Below are 23,533 nucleotides of genomic sequence, written 5' to 3'. Positions count from 1 at the left end.
GGTATGAGTAACTTATTGGGCAGGTGATCTCAATTGGAAAAAGGGAATGCAAAAAGAATACATATCATTGGTTCGGTTGGCAGTGGAAAAACAACATTAGCAAAATGGCTATCTGCCAATCTGAATATACCATTTTTTGAATTAGATAATGTCGTCTGGAAAAGGAATGAATCTGGGGATATGAGAAGAACAGAAATAGAAAGAAAAGAGTATTTAAATGAAATTATTCAAACTGAAGCCTGGATTATTGAGGGAGTACATAACGAGAAATGGGTAGCAAATAGCTTTCATAGTGCAGATTTAATTATTTTTCTCGATTCCCCATATACAATAAGAACTTTGAGAATCATTAAAAGGTTCTTGCTACAAAAGCTTAAGTTGGAAAAGTCGAATTATAAGCCGACCATTAATATTTTCTTTAAGATGTTTAAATGGAATAGACATTTTGAGGAAGTAGGAAAGCCAAATTTTTTTAATACATATAGGGTATATAGCGAGAAGGTATTGGTTGTAACGAATAATAGAACCATTATGAATTACTTTGAAAAAGAGGGATAATCACTAATTCATAGTATACCTTTAAAATAGGAGGGGAATTATCAAGAAAACAAAAAAAGAACATCTATAGCTCTATGTAAAAATTAGCTTCATATTATTATTGAAAAGAGGATCCTGAAAATGTCCCAAAGCTTTGTTCATCATATTTGCATCCAGACGAATACATATACTGATTCTATTAAATTTTACACCGAGGGGCTAGGTTTTAAATTGGTACAGGAATCGCCAAATTTTCATGGCCGTGATTATAATACTTGGCTGCAATTAGGCACTTTTTATATTGAACTTCAGACGGGAAAAAAGGGAGAATCACTGGGGGAATCAGTTTCAAACAGCCAAGGAATCGCTCACTTTTGTATATGGGTTGAAAACTTAGATGAAGAAGTAGCCCGTCTTCAAAATTTAGGAGCAGAATTTCTATTAAAAAATAACATGCCTATTTATCAAGTTGAAAATGGATTCTTGTGTAAGGTAAGGGCACCCGAAGGAACCATTGTAGAACTTCGTGATAATAAAGGGATTTAATAGTAGTTTTAAGGGGGTTATAAATAATTCATAGGCTATAAAAGTACGATTTAACTTAAACATCGGAGGATTTGTTTTGAACCGTTCGTTTTATTCTTTGTTAGTAAGCCAAACCGCTACTAATCTAGGATTTGCCTTATACACGATGGTTATTGTGCTGCATTTGTACAATGAAACAGGATCAACAGCGTTATCGGCAACGGTCACTTTCATAAGTGTCATATCAAGAATGATAAGCGGAATATTCTTGCCATCTATTTCAGATCGATTCAGGCTCAACACTCTGTTAATTTTTTCTCAAGCAGCACAATTGTTATTATTATCAGGATTATTTATTTTATTTCAGCTGCAGCTGACTTCCATAACTATGATCTGGTTTTTTATTTTATTATTTTTTATCTCTTTTTTTATTGGGTTTTTCTCACCGGTGAAAAGCACCATTGTGAAAGCTGTTGTACCTGAGCATTCTCGGGTTAAAGCAAACAGTCTAATTTCAAGTGTTGATCAAACTTTTTTATTTTCGGTTTGGACGTTTGGGGGAGCGTTATTAGCGTTTTTAGGAAAGCAAACCACTCTAATAATTACTATGGTTTTACTAGCCTTGTCGGTGATGGGGCTGTTTTTTATTAAGATCGAACGTAAAACATGAATCTCAGCTTCAGAAGGAATGATGAGCAGATTAACCTCAGGGTGGAAGCTATTATTTCTTCATCAAGGATTAAGAGTTATTGTGATCATGGAATTAATAGAAACGTTTGTCGGTTCAATTTGGATTGGTGCCGTCACGCTTGCTTATGTAAAAGAGGCGCTGGGAAAAGGGGAAGCTTGGTGGGGATATATTAACGGGGGTTATTATTTTGGAGCGATTATCGGTGGGGTATTTGTCTATCGGTTTTCAAAATATATGCAGGGACGTTTAACGGGACTGATGTTATTAGGCTCAGCAGCTTTTGGTTTATTCACCTTTGCATACGGTTTTGTATCCTATCCATTACTTGCTTTGTTACTAGTAATACTAATGGGTCCTTCGTTTCAAATTAGAGATTTGGCTCAGGAAACAATGTTTCAAAATAGTGCGGACGAAGGGACATTAACAAGAATTCTTGCAGCCAAGTCAACCCTTGTACAGTTTGTTTTTGTACTTTCAATAGTGGGCATCGGGATATTAACAGATATAATAGGCGTTCGTCTGGTGTATATACTGTCAGGCTCTTTAATGCTCATTTCTTCACTGTTTGGCTTCATTCAGCTGTGCTTGTGTAGAAAAGGAAGCTCATTGGTATCGGAGGTTAAAGATGTTTCATAGGAGGGTGTTAGTAAGTAAAACGGTTACTTACTAACACCTTTTTCATTTTTTTCAAGGAGGGCATTGACAATAACTAATCGCATTAGTTAAAATAATAATTAGATTAGTTTGACGGAAGGATATGATAAACAATGAAAATAACGAAGGTGCAATCTGTTTATCAATTAGCTTTCATGCCGCGTTTATTTCCAGTGAATTGTTATTTAGTTGAAGAGAATGATGGATTAACCTTAGTTGATGCAGCATTGCCATATAGCTCTAAAAGCATATTGAAGGCAGCTGATACTATTGGGAAATCTATAAAGAATATCGTTTTAACACATGCTCATGGAGATCATGTAGGTTCATTAGATGTGTTAAAAGAGCTTTTGCCAGAAGTAGAGGTCAGTATTTCGTCTAGAGATTCCCGTTTGTTATTTGGGGATGTTTCCTTAATGCCAAACGAAAAAATTGTCCCGATTCGAGGGGGGATTCCAAAAAATATTGTGACTAGGCCTGATAGGCTGCTACATGAAGGAGATCGGATTGGGTCATTGGAGGTTATTCTAACACCAGGACATACACCAGGCTCCATCTCACTTTTAGACACGCGAAACAGCAGTTTAATTGTTGGGGATGCTTTTCAAACTAGGGGCGGATTGGCTGTTTCGGGTGTAGTGAAGCCTTTATTCCCATTCCCCGCTTTAGCCACTTGGGATAAAGAAAGTTCACTTGCAAGTGCACGTAGATTGCTTGCTTGCCAGCCAAGCATGCTTGCGGCTGGACACGGGAAAATGATTGAGCATCCAATTGCACTTATGGAAAAAGCAATTGAAAAGGCTGAGAAAAATAGTAACGGAGGTAAATAAATTGTCTCGTCGAATAAAAATAGATTTATCTATCATTCTAGAAAAAGCAACACAATTAATAGATGATCATGGGTTAGATCAGCTTTCACTTGGCATGCTGGCTGAAGAACTGGAGATTCGTCCGCCATCTTTATACAATCATGTGAATGGTTTGAATGAATTAAAACAAAAGCTAGCCATTTATGGAACGAAGAAGCTCTATGGGTCTTTGCTTCAAGCAGCAGTAGGGCGCTCTGGGGATGAAGCAATCCGATCAGTTGGATGGGCATATCTTCAATTTGTAAGACAACATCCTGGTCTTTATCAGGCAACCTGCAGTTTTGTTGACAGGGAAGATAATGAATTACAGGAGGCGCAGCAGTCTATCGTGGGGCTAGCTTTACAAGTTTTGCAAGCATATCAGCTTGAGAAGGAGAAAGCCATTCATATGGTTCGAGGATTAAGAAGTATTCTGCACGGCTTTGCTTCAATCGAACAAACGGGGGGCTTTGGCATGCCGATTGAAACGGATAAGAGCTTTTTAATTTTGATTAACACTTTTATTAATGGTTTGCATACTCATGATAACAGTGGAATAGAGGAGTGAGCTTAATGTTGTTGGAAGGCTTAAAGCTAATTAACATTGGCCTGCGATTTGGTCTCGAGCTACTTGGACTTTTTATATTTGGTTATTGGGGATTTAAAATGGGGGACACATTAGTGATGAAATGGTGCCTAGCCTGTGGAACTCCAATAATCGTGGCAGTTATTTGGGGATTATTTGGATCACCACAAGCTAGCTATCAATTGTCAGGCATTTCTCATTTAATGCTTGAGATTCTAATTTTTCTGCTTCCGTGTGTTTTGCTCTTAAGCTTAGGCTATGCTGGACTTGGCTTGATATATGGAATAATGGCTGTTGTTAACCGAGTTATTTTATATATTGGGGATATGAGAATTGCGGTATAAAATAGCTTATTCATCCCCGAAGAAAAGAATAAGGCACGGTTAGGTGATAATCCCGTGCCTGTATATTTGTGGATAGGGATCGATAAGAGTATTAATCCGCCCAAAACAGGTAAAATAGGTAAAGTTGTAAAGTTCTCGGTTAACTCGATCTATATTAGCTTCCCATAGCCGAAAAAATTATTCTTCACCATCCAGCCAAACATCCTCTACATGCTTCTTTTTCTGCTGTTTATTAACTTTTCTATATTCCTTCGACTTAAAAATAATATCGAAATCATAGTTTTCCGGATATAGTTCTTTCCCTTTTATATAGAGTTTTAATCGTTTGTGGTTAATCCCACGCTTCTCTCCTTGAATCTGTACAAGATAATCACCTTTGGAATCGGGTCCTTTATACACAATCCCCATTTCATTTGTCTCTGTCACTAACACATTGTCGCCTTGTTCAAAATAAACAGGGGCCTCTACAGGTAAATGAGCTGATGATTTCTTAGCTGTTCTTCTTGCGTATTTGTTAACTGCTATTTGTTTTTGATAGTCTATTTCCTTCAATATGCTTTCATCCATTCCATCTCGATAGCTTCGTTCGTCTTTATAGGTAATTAGGTGAGCTTTTTCGATTAGTTCCGGATGCATTCCGAGCTTGATGGCAATATCAAAGGCTTGGCTATTTCCGCTTTGTCCAAGCAGAAGTCTGTATGTTGGCTGCAAAGTTTCGATATCGAATTCCATTGTGCCGTTCAGAAAACCGCTTGTTTTTTCAGCAAAATCCTTCATTTCACTATAATGGGTAGTGGCAAATAATGTTGCCCCTTTTTTGTATAGCTGCTCTAGAATAACAATGGCAAGCGCCATCCCCTCACTAGGGTCAGTCCCTGAACCTAATTCATCTAACAGCACCATTGAACGGTCGTTAGTTACACGCAGAATATCAATAATATTGACAAGCCTTGAGCTAAAAGTACTTAAGTTCTGTTCAATACTTTGCCCATCCCCAATATCAACGAAAATATGCTGAAAAATGGCTAATTCACTTCCAGTTTTAGCTGGAATAGGCAAACCGGATTGTGCCATCATGGTGAGCAGTCCGACTGTCTTTAGGGTAACGGTCTTTCCGCCGGTATTCGGCCCAGTAATGACTAAGGCACGATGCTCCTCTCCGAATTTAATAGACAATGGAACTGCCTTCTCTCCAAGCATGGGGTGTCTTGCCTCTTTCAAATTGATTTTATAATTCTCATTCAGTAATGGTGCAGTGCAGCCATTTTTTTGGCTAAATGCTGCTTTGGCAAATAAAACATCATAATGGTGCATCGTTTCAATGGCGATTTCAATCGTATGTTCATGCTCCAGTACTTTTTCGGTTAATTCATACAATATTCTCTCCGTTTCCTGCTCTTCTGCCATCCGGATTAGATCGAGCTCCTCTTGAATGGACGCAAGCTCAGCCGGTTCCATATAAAGAGTGGAGCCAGAAGCGGATGAATCAAGAACGGTTCCTTGTACTTTTGACCGATATTGTCTTTTAATCGAAATGGCAATTCTTCCATTTCGTTCAACTAGGACGGTATCCTGCAAATAGGAAGAGTACTTCTTTGACTTTACAAGCTGCTGTGCTTTGTCTTTTAGTTTATCGGTTAATATCGATAGTTGTTTTCGTAAATAAGCTAGATCACTCGAGGCATACTGATCAACTTGCCCGTGCCGAATGCATCGGTTAATTTCTTCAGCAAGCTCCCTTACATCTCCAATGGATTCTGCATATAAGCTTACATTCGGTGCCGCATATTGCTTATCCCTCATAAATTGCTTGAGCTTGGAACAATGCTGCAAGAAGGAAAGAACATAAGTAAACTGATCTGCACGAATATAAATTCCTTTTTTAGCCTGAGTTAGATAAAGCTCCATTTCATCCAATGTATGAATAGGTACACTGCTGCTGATTTTAATGATTTCTTCTGCTTCCGCTATTTCCTTTATCGAAAGTTCCATCCGTGACTTATCCTGGTAGGGAAGAAGTTTCTGAATGGTGTTTTTCCCTCTGTTTGTTTTTGCAAAATGCGCAATTTCTTTTAAAATTTCCTGATAGCCAAGTACATCAATTGTTTGCTTATTCATTTTATATCCTCCTTTTTATAAAACAAAAAAACCGCCATGAACAATTCGCTCATGACGGCTAGAAGAAATGTAAACATGTATTGGCACCCTAAATTTGTACACAGTAAAGAAGGAGAAATACTCCTTTTCTGCACACAAAAAAGCTATGACAAAACATGCCATAGCTGGTTGACCAATCTTCTATGCTATGATGCGTGTTCTTAACAATCCTTGTAAAAGCCCATACTTAATAAACCGGATAACTATCCGGTTTTTTGCTTTCATCAAGGCCGTATAAAATTACGGTTTAGTTAAGAACATTCACACTCATAAAACAAACTCCTTTGAGTTTACATTTTTATACAAATTAAGTATACCTTGATTGAATGGAAGTGGTCAATCAAAAATTATATGAGGTTTTGATTTCGTAATTGAGTATCATATAACTTTTTGAATATTTGATATATACTTATAAGTGAAATAATCAATCTTAATGTGTGTTTCAAACATTAAGAGGGATTTCTAGTACATTTGTATAGATTTTTTGAGTATATTTATAGATTTGTTATTGATTTAATGGATATATCAGCGCCTTCCAGGATATATCAGCGCCTTCCAGGATATATCGGCGACTTTCAAGAAATATCGGCGACTTTCAGGATATATCAGCGCCTTCCAAGATATATCAGCAACTTCCAGAATATATCGGCGACTTCCAAGATATATCAGCGCCTTCCAAGATATAGCGGCGCCTTCCAAGATATATCGATGACTCCCGGAATATCTCGATGACTACCCCATATACTTCTTCAAAGCATAACTTAAATAAAAAGGAGATGCAGAGAATATTGAATCAAACCAAAGCAACCAATAACTTAGAAAAATATGCTGATCCTGAGATGTATGATCATTTACATAAAGACTATACAAAGGATTTTAATGTGATAGTAGAATGGGCTCAACAATATGGACAACAACAGCCTATTATCGAGTTAGCTTGTGGAACAGGGCGGGTAACAATACCGATGGCGAAACAAGGGTTTAAGATGATAGGGGTTGACATCCATGAAGGAATGTTAAGCCTTGCAAAGGAAAAAGCAGAAAATGAAGATTTACCCATAGAATTCCATCTTCGAGATTGCACAACTTTGAGCCTCCCAACTAAGAGTTCATTCATATACATGACGGGGAATTCCTTTCAGCATTTTTTAACAAATGAACAGCAGGATGCGCTTTTTCAAGCCGTAAGACATCATCTAAATAATAGAGGCCTGTTCATTTTTGACACAAGAAATCCTTTACTGCATGAACTGGCAGTAGTTGATAAGTATGAACAGAAATATATAGATAAAAAAGGTGATCGAGTCATTGAATACCACTCTGAAGAATACGACTCTTTAACTCAAATGCAACATTGTATGACCAAACGTCATATTTATCGTAAAGAGGAATTAATTGCAATAGAGCAGGATGGTATTTCACTTCGATTTACATTTCCCCTTGAAATGAAAAGGCTCTTACATTCCTATGGATTTAAGATTTTGCAAGTCTATGGAGATTGGGATAAGAATGAATTAACAGCTCAAAGTGTACAGATGATTTATATTTGCCAAATTAATACTGCGGATAAGGAGGAATAAGTTTGAAAGCTATTGTTGTAACCGAATTTGGAAATCCGGATGTTATGAAATACGTAGATTTAGAGATTCCTCGTATTACACCTACCCAAGTATTAATTCAAGTGGCGAAAACGAGTGTAAATTATGCAGATATCAAGGCTAGGTATGGGAATAAAGGGAGCTGGAATTCCCCTTTCGTTCCAGGATTAGATGCGGCTGGTGTTATTGTGGAAATAGGGGCTGAGGTACTAAATCTGAAAGTTGGACAACGGGTCATTGCATTTCCACCTAAAGGGTCATATGCGGAATATGTAGCCGCTGAGGAGATACTCACATATGCAATTCCAGATTCTATTGATTTTGATACCGCAGCTGCTTGTCCTATTGTCTCTTTTCTCTCTTATAAGATGCTTCACGATATTACTAGAATAGAAGAAGGGGAGACAGTTCTCGTTCATTCAGCAGCTGGAGGGGTTGGAACGACAGCTATACAAATGGCAAAGCTCTTGGGTGCAGGCATTGTGATTGGAACTGTTGGAGATGCAAGGAAGGCTGCAATTGCTAGTGAAGCAGGAGCGGATTACGTTATCAGTTATCTCAATAATAACTTTGCTGACAGGGTAAATGAGCTGACGAAGGGGAAGGGTGTTAATATTGTATTAGATTCAGTTGCTGGCTCGATTACAGAGCAAAGCCTACTTTGCTTAGCGCCATTTGGCCGGTTAGTTCAGTTTGGAAATTCAAGCGAAAAATCAGGTGCTTTCAAAACAAGTGATTTGCATGCAAGCTGCAGGTCAGTTCTCGGATTTAGCTTAGGAACGACGAGAAAGCATAAGCCTGAATCGTTGCAGAAAACAGCGAAACAAGTTCTTCAGTACATTAGCGAGGGAAAACTTAAGTTCGAAATTGGCCATCGTTTTCCGTTGGAAGAAGCGGTAATGGCACACAAGCTTATTGAAAGTAGACAAAGTACGGGAAAAATTTTATTGGATGTAATATAAAGCTCGGATCCTGATAAACAAATGGGATTCATATGATACAAACGTTTACTCACTACTAAACCCATCAGCTAGAGGAGATTCAAATGTTAAACATTCATAAACTAAACCTAGATCGGAACCGCAGGGTTGTTATGGTTTCAGATATTCACGCAAATTTATCTGTATTTAAAAGACTATTAGAAAAGATTCATTACCGGCCGGATGACTATCTCTTTATTATTGGAGATCTTTGTGAGAAAGGACTAAACAGCTTAGAGACTGTTCGTTATGTGAAAAAGATGACAGAGCAATCTTCAAATGTTTTCGTAACGAAAGGAAACTGCGATGTTCTATACCAGTATGTTTTTAAGGGTGATGAAAGGATCTTCAATTATATGAAGGTTCAACAGAATTCGATTTTAAACGAAATGCTGAAAGAGAAGGAAAAAACGATCGAAGACTTTCAAACCGTTCAACAGCTTGCTCAATTTTATAAGAGTCATTTTCAAGAAGAACTCCATTGGATTGAATCCATGCCTGTAGCTATAGAGACCGAGGAATTCATCATGATCCATGCAGGAATAGAGGATCGGCCGGATTGGGAAAATACTGAGGAAAACACAGCTTTATCTTTAGATTCCTTTATGGATAGAGGGCATGAAGCTAAGAAACCAGTTATTGTTGGACATTGGCCCTCTGTAAATTATAGATATAATACGGAAAGCTCTAATAATCCAATGATTGATTTGGAGAAAAATATTATTGCTATTGATGGCGGAAATCAGATTAAAAGGGACGGACAGCTGAATGCACTCATTTACGAGAATGACCAATTCTCGTTTGAATTCGTTGATGAGCTAAACGAAGAAATAAAAGTACAAAAAGATTATTTAGATCAAACAAAGCGAGTGGGCACGGTTACTTACCCCAATTATGAAATGAGTGTAGTTCGTAAGGAGCCAGATTTCACACTTTGTCATAATAAAAAACTAGGGTATGAACAGTGGGTGAAGAATGAATATTTAGTTGAAAATGATAAAGGCGTATATTGTAAAATGGATTTAAGCACCACGTTTCTATCTGTTAACCAAGGGGAAATCGTAAAGGTTCTTGACGATGAGCAAACAGGTTATCTGTTAGTTAAAAAGCAGGATGGGTCAGTAGGATGGCTGCCTAGAGAAGTCCTCTAATATATGAAACGTATTAAGTCCACTTCGATTTATCCATCATCTGGATGTACTTCTTAAGAAAATTCATCAAGCAAGAATAAAGCAGAAGATCACCGCTTTATTCTTATTATTTATAATTTATGATTTTTCTGCATCGCTTTTTATAAGCTTTTTAATATCTAAAATCGTTTGTAAATGCATTCCTTCATGAAAAATAGTCCGAATTAATACTTGTTCAATTGTTTGCATACCCATTTCAGTTGGATGATATTCGACTTCTAATTGCTGTCCGTAAGCCTCTTTTATTTGCGATGGCTGATTTTTAAGCGCATCCCTAAGTTCCTCTAATGAAGGGGTTTCGGCAGTGAAATTAGCAGGTGATGTGCCGAATCCAAACCATGTGTTGTAGTGATCGGGTACTGGAGTTTTTTCTTTTGTAATAGCCTGGATCCATAAGTATTGATCAAGAAAAATATGTCCAAGGTTCCATCGGATATTATTGTTGAAGCCTTTTGGAATAATCTCGGCTTCCTCTTCTGTAACATCCTTAACAGAACCCAGAACTCCATTACGATAACTTTCTAATTGCTTGAATAATACCTCATGTCGTTTTTTCATAATTTAGCCCCCTTATTTGTTAAACAGATTCGATAAGGATATTTGGTTTCCTGCAAAATAAATCATATTTTTTTGAAAGTAGTCATGTAAAATAAATAATAAATGGAAGGATTTAATTTCCTAATAATATGGAGAAAGGGAGAGAGATTTAATGAGTACATACCAACCTAATATTCTCGTGTTCCATCCAAATAGGTCTGAAGCGAAGGCTTATGCTGATACTATACGTAACTTTGGGTATACATTTGTAAAAGAGGCGACAACCGTTGAAGAAGCAGAAACTTATTTGTCCGATACTAATGTTATTTTAGGATGGAAGTTTCCGACACATATCCTCAATCAGCCGATTGCTTCAAATGTCAGCTGGTTTCAGTCTATGGGAGCAGGGGTTGATGATTTAGTTGCTGACCAAACGATACCGGAAAGTATCCAGTTAACACGAATTGTTGACCAGTTTGGAACTTATATATCTGAATATGTATTTACCTATTTATTGCAAATTGTGAAGGATGTCCCTCGCATGACTAAAGCGCAGTTAGAACAATCTTGGGATCCTTTCATCGCAGAATCTCTTTCTGGTAAGACTGTAGGAGTTGCCGGTCTTGGATCCATTGGACAGGAAATTGTGCGTAAAGCTCGTGCCTTTGATATGAAGATACACGGATTAAGCTTTAGCGGTAAACCAGCTTATTTGACAGATTGCCACTTCGCACCTGATCAGTGGGGTGAATTTGTAAAGGACCTTGATTACTTAGTGCTTACCCTTCCTTTAACTGATGCTACTTATCATGTTATGAATAAAGAACTTCTTCTAACTATGAAGACGGATGCGTGTCTCATTAACGTAGGTCGAGGAGCATTAATAAATGAAGAGGATTTAGTCACTGTAATGAAATCAGGTCATTTGCGTGCTGCGGTACTCGATGTGTTTGAGAAGGAACCGTTGACGAAAGATCATGCCTTCTGGTCAATGCCGAATGTTTATGTTACTTCTCATTTATCTGGCCCAAGCACTGTAAACGGTGTTTGCCGTTTTTTTGCAGAGAACTTAGATCGATTCATAAAAGAACAGCCTTTAAAAGGATTAGTAAATCGAAAGCGCGGATATTAAAGCAAGTAAAAGGAGCATTGAGAAATGTTCCTTTTTTTATGATTTATACTATATTTTGCGAAAAAAAGGAGATTATGTCGAAAGGACAGAATATATTTTGATAAATCCAATTTTATGAGAATCTTTTAAATTTAAAAGGTAGGTGCAATTATGAAGGTAACTAAACAAAAGCTAAGAGATTTAATTACAACAAAACTTTACTCTGCGGGTTTAACTAATGAGCATGCTGCTGGTGTTGCGGATGTGCTTGTTCATGCGGATGCACGAGGAGTACATTCACATGGTGCTATGCGTGTAGAATATTATGCTGAAAGAATTTCAAAAGGGGGGACTAATACGAGCCCGTCCTTTACATTTGAAAAAACCGGGCCATGCTCTGGTATATTTGATGGAGACAATGGCGCTGGTCACGTGGCTGCTAAGCTGGCAATGGACGAAGCGATCCAAATGGCAAAAGAAACGGGTATTGCTGTTGTTGGTGTAAAGAGAATGGGGCATAGTGGGGCACTGTCATACTTTGTTGAAATGGCAGCAAAAGAGAATTTAATTGGCATTTCCGTTTGCCAATCTGATCCGATGGTCGTACCGTATGGCGGGGCAGAACCTTATTATGGAACAAATCCTATTGCGTTCGCAGCTCCGGGAAAGAATGGGGAAAACATCATTTTTGATATGGCAACAACCGTTCAAGCTTGGGGCAAGGTTCTGCATGCACGCTCGAAAAATGAGCCGATTGAAGAAGGTTGGGCAGTCGATAAAGACGGCAATCCAACTACAGATCCGTTTAGTGTAAATGCCCTCTTGCCAATAGCAGGACCAAAAGGATATGGCTTAATGATGATGGTTGATATTCTTTCTGGCGTCCTTTTAGGTCTTCCTTTTGGAAAAAATGTTTCTTCTATGTATCATGATCTAACTGAAGGGCGTAATTTAGGGCAGCTCCATATTGTCATCAATCCAGAATTCTTTACAAGCATAGATAGATTTACAGAAAATATTGCTCAAACTATGGCTGATCTGAAACAAATTAAGCCCGCTCCTGGATTTGATCAAGTCTACTATCCAGGAGAGATTAGTACAATCAAGGAAAGAGAAAGTGAAGAGGATGGAATTGAAATTGTAGATGAGATATATGAATACTTGATTTCAGATATAATTCATCATAATCAATACGATAATAAGGATCCGTTTGCAAAATAATTAATGCTGTTTCCGATCTTTTGGTTATTGAATGGGATCTCGTTTTACGCGGAATGATAATCATATACCATTCTTAATGCGGAGGTTTATTCATGAAGAACCGGAAATATCGAAATGATGAGCCGATTATGGCTGAAGGAATCGACACAGAAGATGAGTTAAATAAAGAAGCAACACCAGAGGAAGTAGCGAGAGGCGAGTATACGAAGGTTGTAACCGTATCGCTGGATGAAAACGACCCTAGCTAGTGAAAACACCGTCTTTGACGGTGTTTTCATTTTTGCACCTTAGTTTTCTTTATATTCAGCATTATAGGAGTTTTCTCCAGAATGGACGGATAGTAGGGTGTCGGCGTAGCCCACTAGTCGATTGACAATTTCATCTGATATGGCGTAGACAAGCTGGTAGGCTTCACCTTTCTGTAAAGCAGGATCATCCCAAATGATTGTCGTATTAATAAAAATTTGTTTTGTATCATAAAGGTTATAATGAATAATAGCCTTTCCCGGCGCACCGCCCGTAACAGGGTCTTTAAAGCCAGGGATAAATATATACCATTCTTCAGCAGAGGGGGACCGGAAGTTTTTAGTAAATGTCATACCCCTTATTGCTTCTTCCAATTGCAACTTTGCATTTTCATCAACCATATCAATAATTTTTTCCTTCATTATCTGTTTCCCTTTCATCATTGGAGTTTTAACTTATCGTTAGTGTTTTATAAGGAAAACTTCTTATGCAAAATCATGAAGTGTTATCTTTCCAGTGTCATGTTCTTATGGTACGAAACCTTTTCTGTTACAAATCGTCTACTAGATAAAGGAAAATACAGTAGGGAGTAATTTATACTAATCTCTGCACGTTCGCAAACATTAAGTTATCTCTTAATTGTTTAGAATATCGCTGACAATTCATATTTTAGGAAAGTATTATTTATTTCTTTGTAAAATTGTTTTATTAAAATATATGTCTCTTTAGGGGGAAGTATGAGGAAAAGTATGCTTTGGAGTTTTTTGATATCACAAATAATATTTTTTAGTCTATTTCCAGTCTGGATGCAATTAACCTCTTACTTACATCCTATTGTAATGGGTGTCGTTTGGCTGCTCGTTTTTATAATCGTTTTATTTATTATTTGTTTGTTGAACGGTGTCAAAATCCCAATTAGAAAACGAAGTCTGCATGTTTTTATGCTCATCTATTCTATAGGACTTTTAGTTTTATTATTTTTCAGGCCAAATGGAGCTAGTTATGGTGCGGTAAACTTGATGCCGTTTGAGACCATTCAACTTTATTTATCTGGGAATGCTGACTTTCTTATTGCTTTTTACAATTTAGGTGCCAATATTGGTCTATTTATTCCTTTCGGAGTATATTACGGGTTTATTAAAAACGTAGCATCAATAAACCATCTTCTAATGATTACCATTTGTTCCATTAGCTTAATAGAGGTGCTTCAATTTTTAACAAAAAGAGGTAGTTTGGATATTGATGACTTGCTGCTTAATACAGTAGGCGTTTGTCTAGGGTACATGCTTCTTCCGTTTTTTCGCAGAGTTATAATGATGAAATATTAGGACTGATATTAAAAAGCCATATGCTGTTCACGTGATGAACAATCATATGGCTTTTGTGGTGGTTTACCCTAAATCATGGCCAGTGATGAAGATGTATCCGACTAAGAAAACGTTCAGGATAACAATAACACCTGTGATCAACCAGGCAAGAGTTTTTATCCAAAGTGGATTGGCGAACTCGCCCATTTTACTTTTGCTGCTTGTGAATAACACTAATGGTATTACGGCAAAAGGCAGTTGGAGACTAAGAATGACCTGGCTCCAAAGTAATAAATTCCCCGTTCCTTTTGACCCTGCAATCCAAGTCACTATAAATGCAGGAATAACGGCCAATAAGCGAGTAACAATACGGCGAAGCCAAGGTGAGATTCGCATGTTTATGAAGCCTTCCATAACGATTTGGCCTGTTAACGTTCCTGTAATGGTTGAATTTTGCCCGGAAGCAAGAAGAGCAACTGCAAATAATGTACTAGCAATTCCAATTCCTAATGTAGGACTTAGTAAATGATAAGCAGCTTCAATCTCTGAGACATCTAGACCCGTTCCATAAAAAGCAGAAGCTCCAAGAATTAAAATGGCAGAGTTAATTAGAAAAGCCATAGACAGAGAGAAAGTGGAATCCAGCATAGAAAACTTTAAAGCTTCTTTTTTTCCGTTTCGATCACGTTTGAACTGTCTAGTTTGAACAATAGAGGAGTGCAAATATAAGTTATGCGGCATAACCGTTGCACCCAGAATTCCTAACGAAATGAAAAGCATATCTGGATTAACAGCAATCTCAGCTGTTGGGACGAAGCCACTAAATAGTGCTGATACCTCAGGTTTAGATGCGATTACCTCAAAGACAAACACGATAAATATCGTCGTCATGAGGACAATGACAATGGATTCAATAATTCGAAACCCTTTTTTCTGTAAAAGCAATAATAGAAAAACGTCCAAAGTTGTAATGAGTATGCCTAATAATAAAGGGATATTAAATAGCAAATTCAAAGCAATGGCTGAGCCAATTACTTCTGCAAGATCCGTGGCTATGATCGCTAGCTCCGTTAATATCCATAGGAAAAAGGCTGTTTTTTTTCCTGTTGCATCTCGAGTAGCTTGAGCTAAGTCACGGCCAGTAACGATACCGAGTTTTGCTGAAAGTCCTTGCAGCAGCATAGCCATTAAATTAGCAATTAATATAACGAATAATAATGTATAACCAAAGCGGGCTCCTCCAGCAATAGAAGTAGCCCAGTTCCCTGGATCAACATATCCAACAGCAACAAGTGATCCTGGTCCTGCAAAGGCAAGAAACTTCCGCCAAAAACCGGCATTTTCAGGAATTCGTATGGAGCTGTTTACTTCTTCAAGGCTAATACTCGAACTCTCTTTTAACCAAGCCTTTGTCTTAACGTCACTTTTCTTCTCCATGTTAAACACCTCGAAAGTAGCTTGCCTTTAGGAAAGTAAGTTTCCTTAGGGCAAAAAAATAAGTAAAAAAATTTATATTAGAAAGTAAGGAGAAATATTAAAATATATTGAATTATAACAAAAAATATTTCAAAAAACACTAATATTATTTTGAGAAAAATCCAGTTAATCATGCATGATTAACTGGATTCATTGTAAGCATTTTCCTTTTTACTTGTGTCACTTTTTTCATTAATGGATGATCTTTGCAGGTGAAAGTTAATTTATTCCCCTATATACATAAGGATCATCAGGCGCATGGATAGTTTTCCAATTCTTTATTTTTAAGACAGGAATGGTGGATTTAAAAGGCTGGTAGTACATAGAAGATAATGTACCTTCAACATGGATCCAATCATCGTCTTTAAGATTTACATCACCAGGGAATTCAACTAACATCCCAAATACACCGGAGTCAGCTACACAATGAATGACACCGAACCGCAGAACGAATAATTGCCGGCTATTTTCGGATTCACCTTTAAAGGCAAATCCATCAAACGAAATATCTTTCCCTAAAAAATCTCCTGGATAATTATAAATAGTCTCCATACCCTTTAAATAATTTTTATCATTCATTACAATGCTTTTCTTAGATATATACTGTTTTAATTCTTTCTGCATTAGTTCTTCATATCCATCAGTGCCATAGTAGACACTCGAATCCGGTCTTAAATATTGGATCTGAGCATATTCATCTGTCGTATCAATCGCTTTGAAAGAAAAACCTTTTGCTTTAACAATATTAGAGTCAAGAGTTGCAATCGGCAGGAAAAATCCGGTTATCAATGGGAACAAAAATATAGCATAAATCCCCCATCTTTTATAAAAAGGCAGATCATTTTCATGAACATGGTCATGATCACAATCGCAATCAATATGAGCTTTCTTTCCTTCAGTGGCCACCAGATAGAATTGAACAATGGTTAGAAAGGCCAATAGATAAATTGTAATGTCAGAAAGAAAAGCATATTTCATATTTATATATTTTGTAATATTCCCAGATACCTTTAAATGAAAAAAGAAATAAGTGAAAAATAGTAATACATAGGCGCGGAACATCCAAATTCCTCCTTTCCTAAATATATAGGGAAGATAAAAAGACAAAAATGATAATATATCCAATGACATAGAAGACAAAGCGTTTTTTAAACACACTTAGCATCATTAATGTGTTCTTCACATCAAGCATCGCTCCAAATACGAGAAAGGCAATTAATGAACCCTTTGAGAAAGTGCTTTGGAAGGAGGAGGCTATGAAGGCATCTGCCTGTGAACATAATGATAATAGGAATGAAAGTGCCATCATAACAAGTGATGAACTAGCTTTTGAATGACCGATTTCTAACAATGCAGAAGTCTTAATGAAAGTTTGCATAGCCGCAGCAATAAATGCCCCGAAAATTAAGTATTTCCCAACAGAGAAAAACTCTTCAATGGCATGGCGAAAAACAGAAGCTAGTTTGCTTGATAAGCTGTTTTTTGATGAAGAATGATGATGATGGTGGGAATGGGCTTTTGCTTTTTCTATCAGCTGATCCCCTTTAAATTGATAAGAGATAATGGTTCCTATAAGCATAGCTACTAACGCTGCTACTCCTCCACGCAAAAGCATCATATTCCATTGATTTCCGAACGCGATATAAGTCGAAAACAACACAATAGGATTAATGATTGGAGCTGTTAACATAAAAACGATCGCTGCATGCAAGGGAACCCCTTTTAATATAAGTCTTCTGACGATCGGTACTATTCCACATTCACATGCCGGAAATAAGGCACCTAAAAGGATGGCAAACAGAATAGAAAGAAAACGATTTTTCGGCAACAGCTTCTTAATCATTTCCTCCGTTAAAAAGATTTGAATAATACCCGATACTAATACCCCAATTAAAACAAAGGGGATCGCTTCTATTAATATACTAATAAAAATTGTGTTCATCTGTAGAAATGATTGTGAAAACATAAATGATCCCCGCTAACTTAAAAATTTATTTTTGTATTATAACATAATAAAAAATGAAACATCATGGATTTATTTGGGTCAATGGAACAGGAAGGGTCTACTGAATTTAGATGAATAAACTAAAAATTTCTAATCATCATTATGAAACTATAATTATTTTTCTAATAAATGAATAACTGAAGACGATTTTGTAACATTTTTTATCTTTTCAAAAAATTAAGTTGTCAATTTGAACAAAGTATAATAAAATAACTTACAACTATTAAACATAGTATTTTTATAGGAATTAAATGAATTAAAATCTTTTGGTTTCTTAAGGGGGATAGATTGCTTGGCAGAATCCGTTTTTATTCAGGTAGAAAATGTATCTAAAACATTTAGGAATAAGGATCAAACAGTACATGTTTTAAACAATGTGAGCTTTGAAATCAAAAGAGGAGAAGTAGTTTCTCTTTTAGGGCAAAGCGGATGTGGAAAGAGCACGCTGCTTAATGTTATTGGAGGATTTGAAAAAGCGGATAAAGGCAACGTCATCATTGATGGAAATCCTGTGACCCTGCCAAATCGAAAGTGCATTATGCTGTTTCAAAATTATGGACTATTGCCATGGAGATCCGTTTTGAAAAATGTAGAGCTAGGTCTTGAAGGAGCAAAGATAAACACGAAAGAGCGACGAGATCGAGCTTATCACTATTTGCAACTAGTAGGTTTAGAGGATAAAGGAAATCTATTTCCCCATGAGCTTTCGGGAGGAATGCAGCAAAGAGTAGCGATAGCTAGAGCTTTAGCTCTTCAGCCGGAATTAATATTAATGGATGAGCCTTTTGCTGCCTTAGATACGTTTAACCGTTATTATTTACAGGATGAACTATTGCGAATTCAAGAACAGGAGAAAACAACGATTATTCTCGTCACTCATGACATTGATGAAGCCATTTATTTATCAGACAGAGTATTAATGATGAAGGCTAATCCAGGGGAGATCAATAAGGATTTGGGTATCACGCTATCCAAGCCAAGAGACCGGAGCCATGGAGACTTTCAGCAATACCGAAGGGCGATATTTGAACAATTTCACTTTAACCGTCCTGCGGCTTCAATTGAATTTAATATTTAATTATTTTTTTAGAGAAAGAGGAGGGATACGATGAAGAGTTATAAAAAGCTTTTATCCTTATTAATCATTTCTATTTTGACGGTGGGCTTGGCAGCCTGTGGTTCTAAAGAATCTTCAGCCGGAAAATCAGAAAGCAGAGAAAAGCGAGTTGTAAAGATTGGATATTTACCGATTACCCATGCTGTTCCTTTATTTTTAGAAAGTGAACAAGAAACGTTTAAAAATTTTAAACTGGAGCTCGTGAAATTTGGCTCATGGCCTGAGTTAATGGATGCGCTCAATTCGGGGCGGATCGATGGCGCATCGGTTCTTGTGACTCTTGCAATGAAGGCAAAAGAGCAAGGAATTGATTTAAAGGCAGTAGCTTTAGGTCATAGAGATGGAAATGTTTTAGTGACAGCAAATGATATTAACAACGTTGCGGATTTGAAGGGAAAGAACTTCGCCATTCCACATAAGTTCTCTACTCATAATATTTTGCTTTATCAAATGCTTAAAAAAGCCGGAATGAAATATGAAGATGTGAACGTTGTTGAACTTCCTCCTGCTGAAATGCCAGCAGCCCTATCGGAAGGACGGATCTCAGGATATGTAGTAGCTGAGCCGTTTGGCGCTGCGTCAGTGGCTATCAAAAAGGGAAAGGTGCTCTATCAAGACACAGATATTTGGAAGGATTCAATTGATTGTGCCCTCGTCTTAAGAAATGAATTTATCCAAAAGGACAATAATGTAGCTCAAGAATTTGTAAATGAATATGTAAAAGCAGGAAAGGTAGCTGAGAAAAAAGATGATCATACACTGACTGCTTCTTCTAAATATATGAAGGTTGATAAAAATGTTATGGATCTTTCATTTAAGTGGATTTCTTATGATAATTTAAGAGTGAATAAAAGCAGCTACGATGAATTAACAAAGAGTTTAATAGAGATGGGGCTATCAAAAAACCCGCCTTCCTATGAGGAATTTGTAGATAATTCATTATACGATAAGGCGAAGTGATTTAAATGGAAAGCACAAAAAAACTTATTAATGTCTTATTGGGATTTATCATTCTTGTTGCTGTGTGGCAAATAATCATTGTTGCTGGGAATTATGATGGAGCTCTTTTGCCGTCCCCGCTTAAAGTTTGGCAAGGGATTGTTTCAATGATTAAGGACGGATCATTGTTTGTTCATCTTCAGGTAAGTCTAATAAGATTTATGATTGGTTATTTATCTGCGGTCATCACCGCTGTCATTTTAGGATTAATATTTGGAAGGGCTCTTGCTTTGTGGAACATCCTGGATCCGATTGTGCAGGTATTAAGGCCGGTATCTCCTATTGCATGGTCACCGTTTATCGTGTTGTGGTTCGGAATTGGAGACATTCCTGCGATAGTTATTATTTTCATAGCGGCATTTTTTCCTGTTTTATTATCAACCGTTTCTGCTGTAAAGAAAATCGATCTGACCTATTTAAAAATAGCGCAGAATTTTGAAATTAAGAAAATCCATTTACTTGTTAAGATTATTCTTCCGGCTGCCTTTCCGTTTATCGCAAACGGGCTGCATATTGCTTTAGGAACGGCTTGGATATTTCTTGTAGCAGGTGAAATGGTGGGTGCACAATCTGGATTGGGCTACTTAATTGTCGATGCCAGAAATTCAATGAGATTAGATTTGGTATTGGCAGGGATAATATTTATTGGAGTCAGCGGGCTACTGCTCGATAAGGCAATTGGCTTGTTTGAGAACTGGGTAAACAAACAATGGGGGAGGGCAAACCATTAGAATGATTTGCCCTGATGACTTTAATCAATAGATGAAACCTTATTTTCAAGCTCTACTATATCAATGTCCTCTACATTTTCTTTACAATGCGGACAATAGTAGACCAACTTAATTTCATGCTGACAAGGTGTATGGATTATTTTCTTGTAACATTCTTCCAAGTTTTCTCTGCCCCAGAGAATGAGTGCATTAAAAACTCCTTCTAAATCTTGGCCGCTTTTCGTTAATGTGTACTCATATCTTGGTGGATGTTCAGAGTAAAGCTTAGTAGTAATAAGTCCGTTTCTTTCTAGTAGCTTTAGGCGATCAGACAATAGATTTGAAGAGATGCTTTCGAGTGAATTTTTAATTTGATTAAATGTCGTATTGCCAGTAAATATTTCATGAACAACTAGTAATGTCCACTTGTCTCCAATAATATTAAGGGTTTGTGCGATGTTGCAAGGCAAATCATATTTCTTTTCTTTCATTAAAAAGGGCCTCCGTAACTTTCGTTGATTATTAAAATAATAACATATTATGTATATATAGTAGGTTGTTTTTTATAACTTAGTATCATAAAATGATTTACAGATAATTATTAATCTTTTTATTACATTTCTTAAGGAGGAAAATATCATGTCGCTATATCTTGTTGAATCGATTTTAAATGGAGCAGTAAGTACCAAGAATGCTTTTGAATCAAAAGTTTCCGAGGTTCAAGAAACAGTAAGTGAAAAAAATGTTCATTTGATTGAAGTTCAGGTTTCAAAAGAGTTTACTAGAGCATTTTTTATTTTTGAAAGTGAAGATCGCAATTCAATAACTGATAGTTTAAGAGAATTGGGTATCCCAGTTGCGCTTATTAAGCCTGTTCGTCTTGTTGGGCAGGATTTAGCAAAGGTGAAGGAACAGCAGGAAAAGGTTAATTATTTGGTAGAGTGGAATCTGCCAGAAAGTTTAACAATGGACCAATACTTAGAAAGAAAGACCAAGAATTCTGTACACTATGCAGAAGTGCCGGAAGTCTCTTTCTCAAGAACGTATGTATGTGAAGATATGACGAAATGTCTGTGCTTCTACGATGCTCCGAATGAAGGAACTGTGAAAAAAGCTCGTGAAGCAGTTAAAGCTCCAATTGATACAATAACTGAACTTTCATAATAAAAAGTAAGGGAAAACCTCCTAATAGGAGGTTTTCTAAGTAAAGAGGAGATGTTCGCAATGACGGATCAATGGAACTTTGAAAATATGGTGCAGACACTTCTAAAGCCGTTAGTAAGAAAGATTGACTCTGAAGCCTACTATCCAGAAGAGTTTCTGAAGTCCATCGGCAGGGAGGGGTTGTTAAGCACAAGGCATTCAACGGACGAAGAAATGTTTTTAAGAGAAATTCATTTAGTAAAGGAAACTGCAAAGGTGTGTATGACAACATCCTTTAATTTATGGTGTCATTTAGCATCCTTAACCTATATTCGCAAAAGTGAAAACTCATATTTAAAAAACGAACTTTTGCCTTTGTTAGAAAATGGAAAGTTACTAGGTGGTACAGGGTTGTCAAATCCGATGAAATATTATGCAGGTCTTGAAACACTACATTTAAAAGCTGTGAAAGATAAGGATGGCTATAGAGTTTCAGGAAATCTGCCTGCTGTTTCAAACTTAGGGAAAGCACATTGGTTTGGCATTGTCGCAGAAGTTAATGAGCATCAGAGAATAATGGCGATTGTTCAATGTGGTTCTGAAGGATTAACATTAAAAGAAAAGCGTGAATACATGGGAGTAAACGGGAGTGCAACTTATTCATGTGCATTTAATGAAGTGAAAATACCGAAGAAGTGGATCATTGCTGAACAAGCGGATGAATTTATTCCGCTTATTCGACCAGCCTTTGTAATTTATCAGATTCCTATAGGGCTTGGAGTAACAGAGGCGTCCATAATGTCCATTCGAAAGGTTTGCAATAAACAAGGCGGCTGTAATCAATTTTTAGAAATACAACCAGATGAATTGGAATTAAGTATGAAGAATATTTATGAAAAAACAGTCCAATTTGCAAAAAGCGATTCTCTTATGCAAAAATGGCAGCAATTAATTGCGTTAAGGTTAGAGTCTGTTAATTTAACACTACAAGCAGTACATGGTTCTATGCTTCACCAAGGCGGAGCCGGTTACTTGAAAAACAGCGATTCAGCAAGAAGACTAAGAGAAGCATACTTTTTTGCTAATTTAACTCCAACTGTTAAGCATTTAAAGAAGATGCTTCATTTGAACGCTAATTTTAATAGTAAATAAGAAAACCAATTTTTTTATACTATAAAACCAAGTAATCTTATTCGAATAATGAAGTAAAAGGGATAGAAACATAAAAAACTGCTCTATTAGCAGTTTTTTATAATATAATTACAAGTTTTGTTGGATAATATTTTCAAACGAAACAATTCTAATATAGTTATTGACACTATTTTAATTTGATAGTATCATAAAAACTCTCACTAATAGATGAGAGCAGTTGTTATGATTTTATATCAAAAACACGATTGACAAATGTTAATGCATTTCTTATAATTAGTTTCTGTCGTTGATACGGCAAAAAAATATTTTAAAAAAGTAATTGACATTTTGAAGATGAGATGATATAGTATTATCTTGTCAGCAACATTAGTTCTTTGAAAACTGAACGAACAAAAAACG

At 36.7% G+C, this 23,533-nt stretch carries 26 protein-coding genes; 19 read left to right on the top strand and 7 right to left on the bottom strand.

The window, feature by feature from the left end; genetic code table 11:
- The first annotated feature begins 33 nt into the window (after window positions 1-33).
- The 7 genes from H0173_RS12610 (at window position 34) to H0173_RS12585 (ending at window position 4,185) form a co-directional block, all read left to right on the top strand.
- A complete protein-coding gene (locus tag H0173_RS12610; protein ID WP_221846907.1) occupies window positions 34-558 on the top strand; it encodes a shikimate kinase in 525 nt (174 codons plus the stop codon).
- Between the two features lie 120 nt (window positions 559-678).
- Window positions 679-1,083 (top strand): VOC family protein, encoded by a 405-nt coding sequence (locus tag H0173_RS12605; protein WP_221846906.1) that lies wholly within the window; start codon window positions 679-681, stop codon window positions 1,081-1,083.
- A 76-nt stretch (window positions 1,084-1,159) separates the two neighbouring features.
- A complete protein-coding gene (locus H0173_RS22295; protein WP_260631166.1) occupies window positions 1,160-1,732 on the top strand; it encodes an MFS transporter in 573 nt (190 codons plus the stop codon).
- A 21-nt stretch (window positions 1,733-1,753) separates the two neighbouring features.
- Window positions 1,754-2,389 carry an MFS transporter gene (locus H0173_RS22290; protein WP_260631165.1) on the top strand — a complete coding sequence of 212 codons (636 nt, stop codon included), beginning with the start codon at window positions 1,754-1,756 and terminating at the stop codon, window positions 2,387-2,389.
- Window positions 2,390-2,520: 131 nt separating this feature from the next.
- Window positions 2,521-3,237 carry an MBL fold metallo-hydrolase gene (locus tag H0173_RS12595; protein ID WP_221846905.1) on the top strand — a complete coding sequence of 239 codons (717 nt, stop codon included), beginning with the start codon at window positions 2,521-2,523 and terminating at the stop codon, window positions 3,235-3,237.
- Window position 3,238: 1 nt separating this feature from the next.
- Entirely contained in the window at window positions 3,239-3,823 is a 585-nt protein-coding gene (locus H0173_RS12590; RefSeq protein WP_221846903.1) for a TetR-like C-terminal domain-containing protein, read from the top strand.
- A gap of 5 nt (window positions 3,824-3,828) precedes the next feature.
- Complete coding sequence (locus H0173_RS12585) at window positions 3,829-4,185, top strand: YrdB family protein (protein ID WP_221846901.1); 357 nt, start codon at window positions 3,829-3,831, stop codon at window positions 4,183-4,185.
- A 177-nt stretch (window positions 4,186-4,362) separates the two neighbouring features.
- Here the strand turns inward: H0173_RS12585 and H0173_RS12580 are convergent, their stop codons facing one another.
- Window positions 4,363-6,303: an endonuclease MutS2 gene (locus H0173_RS12580; protein ID WP_221846899.1), complete on the bottom strand. Its 1,941-nt coding sequence runs from the start codon at window positions 6,301-6,303 to the stop codon at window positions 4,363-4,365.
- Window positions 6,304-7,130: 827 nt separating this feature from the next.
- Between H0173_RS12580 and H0173_RS12575 the strand changes: the two genes are divergently transcribed.
- The 3 genes from H0173_RS12575 (at window position 7,131) to H0173_RS12565 (ending at window position 10,071) form a co-directional block, all read left to right on the top strand.
- On the top strand, window positions 7,131-7,922 hold the full coding sequence (locus H0173_RS12575) for a class I SAM-dependent DNA methyltransferase (RefSeq protein WP_221846897.1): 792 nt from the start codon (window positions 7,131-7,133) through the stop codon (window positions 7,920-7,922).
- Between the two features lie 2 nt (window positions 7,923-7,924).
- Window positions 7,925-8,902: a quinone oxidoreductase family protein gene (locus tag H0173_RS12570; RefSeq protein ID WP_221846895.1), complete on the top strand. Its 978-nt coding sequence runs from the start codon at window positions 7,925-7,927 to the stop codon at window positions 8,900-8,902.
- An 83-nt stretch (window positions 8,903-8,985) separates the two neighbouring features.
- The gene (locus H0173_RS12565; protein WP_221846893.1) at window positions 8,986-10,071 is read left to right on the top strand and encodes a metallophosphoesterase; all 1,086 of its coding nucleotides are present in this window, start codon (window positions 8,986-8,988) and stop codon (window positions 10,069-10,071) included.
- Between the two features lie 117 nt (window positions 10,072-10,188).
- Here the strand turns inward: H0173_RS12565 and H0173_RS12560 are convergent, their stop codons facing one another.
- Window positions 10,189-10,668, bottom strand: a complete 480-nt coding sequence (locus H0173_RS12560; RefSeq protein WP_221846892.1) for a DinB family protein — start codon at window positions 10,666-10,668, stop codon at window positions 10,189-10,191.
- 151 nt (window positions 10,669-10,819) lie between these two features.
- Here H0173_RS12560 and H0173_RS12555 point away from each other — a divergent pair, with 151 nt between their 5' ends.
- The 3 genes from H0173_RS12555 to H0173_RS12545 all read left to right on the top strand — a co-directional run bounded on the left by H0173_RS12555 (window position 10,820) and on the right by H0173_RS12545 (window position 13,227).
- The gene (locus tag H0173_RS12555; RefSeq protein ID WP_221846891.1) at window positions 10,820-11,779 is read left to right on the top strand and encodes a D-2-hydroxyacid dehydrogenase; all 960 of its coding nucleotides are present in this window, start codon (window positions 10,820-10,822) and stop codon (window positions 11,777-11,779) included.
- Between the two features lie 150 nt (window positions 11,780-11,929).
- Complete coding sequence (gene allD, locus H0173_RS12550) at window positions 11,930-12,979, top strand: ureidoglycolate dehydrogenase (protein WP_221846890.1); 1,050 nt, start codon at window positions 11,930-11,932, stop codon at window positions 12,977-12,979.
- Window positions 12,980-13,071: 92 nt separating this feature from the next.
- Window positions 13,072-13,227 carry a hypothetical protein gene (locus tag H0173_RS12545; protein WP_221846887.1) on the top strand — a complete coding sequence of 52 codons (156 nt, stop codon included), beginning with the start codon at window positions 13,072-13,074 and terminating at the stop codon, window positions 13,225-13,227.
- Window positions 13,228-13,266: 39 nt separating this feature from the next.
- On the opposite strand, the gene H0173_RS12540 is transcribed toward H0173_RS12545, so the two are convergent.
- Entirely contained in the window at window positions 13,267-13,647 is a 381-nt protein-coding gene (locus H0173_RS12540) for a hypothetical protein (RefSeq protein WP_221846885.1), read from the bottom strand.
- Window positions 13,648-13,962: 315 nt separating this feature from the next.
- Between H0173_RS12540 and H0173_RS12535 the strand changes: the two genes are divergently transcribed.
- On the top strand, window positions 13,963-14,553 hold the full coding sequence (locus H0173_RS12535) for a VanZ family protein (RefSeq protein ID WP_221846884.1): 591 nt from the start codon (window positions 13,963-13,965) through the stop codon (window positions 14,551-14,553).
- A gap of 63 nt (window positions 14,554-14,616) precedes the next feature.
- Here H0173_RS12535 and H0173_RS12530 read toward each other — a convergent pair whose 3' ends face one another.
- The 3 genes from H0173_RS12530 to H0173_RS12520 all read right to left on the bottom strand — a co-directional run bounded on the left by H0173_RS12530 (window position 14,617) and on the right by H0173_RS12520 (window position 17,974).
- A complete protein-coding gene (locus tag H0173_RS12530) occupies window positions 14,617-15,969 on the bottom strand; it encodes an Nramp family divalent metal transporter (protein ID WP_221846883.1) in 1,353 nt (450 codons plus the stop codon).
- A 258-nt stretch (window positions 15,970-16,227) separates the two neighbouring features.
- A complete protein-coding gene (locus tag H0173_RS12525; protein ID WP_221846882.1) occupies window positions 16,228-17,070 on the bottom strand; it encodes a TIGR03943 family putative permease subunit in 843 nt (280 codons plus the stop codon).
- A gap of 16 nt (window positions 17,071-17,086) precedes the next feature.
- Window positions 17,087-17,974: a permease gene (locus H0173_RS12520; protein WP_221846881.1), complete on the bottom strand. Its 888-nt coding sequence runs from the start codon at window positions 17,972-17,974 to the stop codon at window positions 17,087-17,089.
- Window positions 17,975-18,305: 331 nt separating this feature from the next.
- Here H0173_RS12520 and H0173_RS12515 point away from each other — a divergent pair, with 331 nt between their 5' ends.
- From H0173_RS12515 to H0173_RS12505, 3 genes are read left to right on the top strand one after another with little or no spacing between them, the layout of a single operon-like run.
- A complete protein-coding gene (locus H0173_RS12515; protein WP_221846880.1) occupies window positions 18,306-19,091 on the top strand; it encodes an ABC transporter ATP-binding protein in 786 nt (261 codons plus the stop codon).
- Between the two features lie 30 nt (window positions 19,092-19,121).
- Complete coding sequence (locus tag H0173_RS12510) at window positions 19,122-20,090, top strand: ABC transporter substrate-binding protein (protein ID WP_221846879.1); 969 nt, start codon at window positions 19,122-19,124, stop codon at window positions 20,088-20,090.
- Between the two features lie 5 nt (window positions 20,091-20,095).
- Window positions 20,096-20,860: an ABC transporter permease gene (locus H0173_RS12505; RefSeq protein WP_221846878.1), complete on the top strand. Its 765-nt coding sequence runs from the start codon at window positions 20,096-20,098 to the stop codon at window positions 20,858-20,860.
- Between the two features lie 20 nt (window positions 20,861-20,880).
- Here H0173_RS12505 and H0173_RS12500 read toward each other — a convergent pair whose 3' ends face one another.
- Window positions 20,881-21,330: a winged helix-turn-helix transcriptional regulator gene (locus H0173_RS12500; protein ID WP_221846877.1), complete on the bottom strand. Its 450-nt coding sequence runs from the start codon at window positions 21,328-21,330 to the stop codon at window positions 20,881-20,883.
- Between the two features lie 148 nt (window positions 21,331-21,478).
- Here H0173_RS12500 and H0173_RS12495 point away from each other — a divergent pair, with 148 nt between their 5' ends.
- Both H0173_RS12495 and H0173_RS12490 read left to right on the top strand, forming a co-directional pair.
- Window positions 21,479-22,003, top strand: coding sequence for a DUF4242 domain-containing protein (locus H0173_RS12495; RefSeq protein ID WP_221846875.1), 525 nt, complete (start codon window positions 21,479-21,481; stop codon window positions 22,001-22,003).
- A gap of 60 nt (window positions 22,004-22,063) precedes the next feature.
- Window positions 22,064-23,134, top strand: coding sequence for an acyl-CoA dehydrogenase family protein (locus tag H0173_RS12490; RefSeq protein WP_260631164.1), 1,071 nt, complete (start codon window positions 22,064-22,066; stop codon window positions 23,132-23,134).
- Window positions 23,135-23,533 lie beyond the last annotated feature (399 nt).

This window comes from Bacillus sp. S/N-304-OC-R1, from assembly GCF_019749375.1.
GTDB lineage: Bacteria > Bacillota > Bacilli > Bacillales > Cytobacillaceae > Cytobacillus.
The sequence above is the reverse complement of the archived record's forward strand: the minus strand, read 5'-3'. Positions and strand labels throughout refer to the sequence as shown.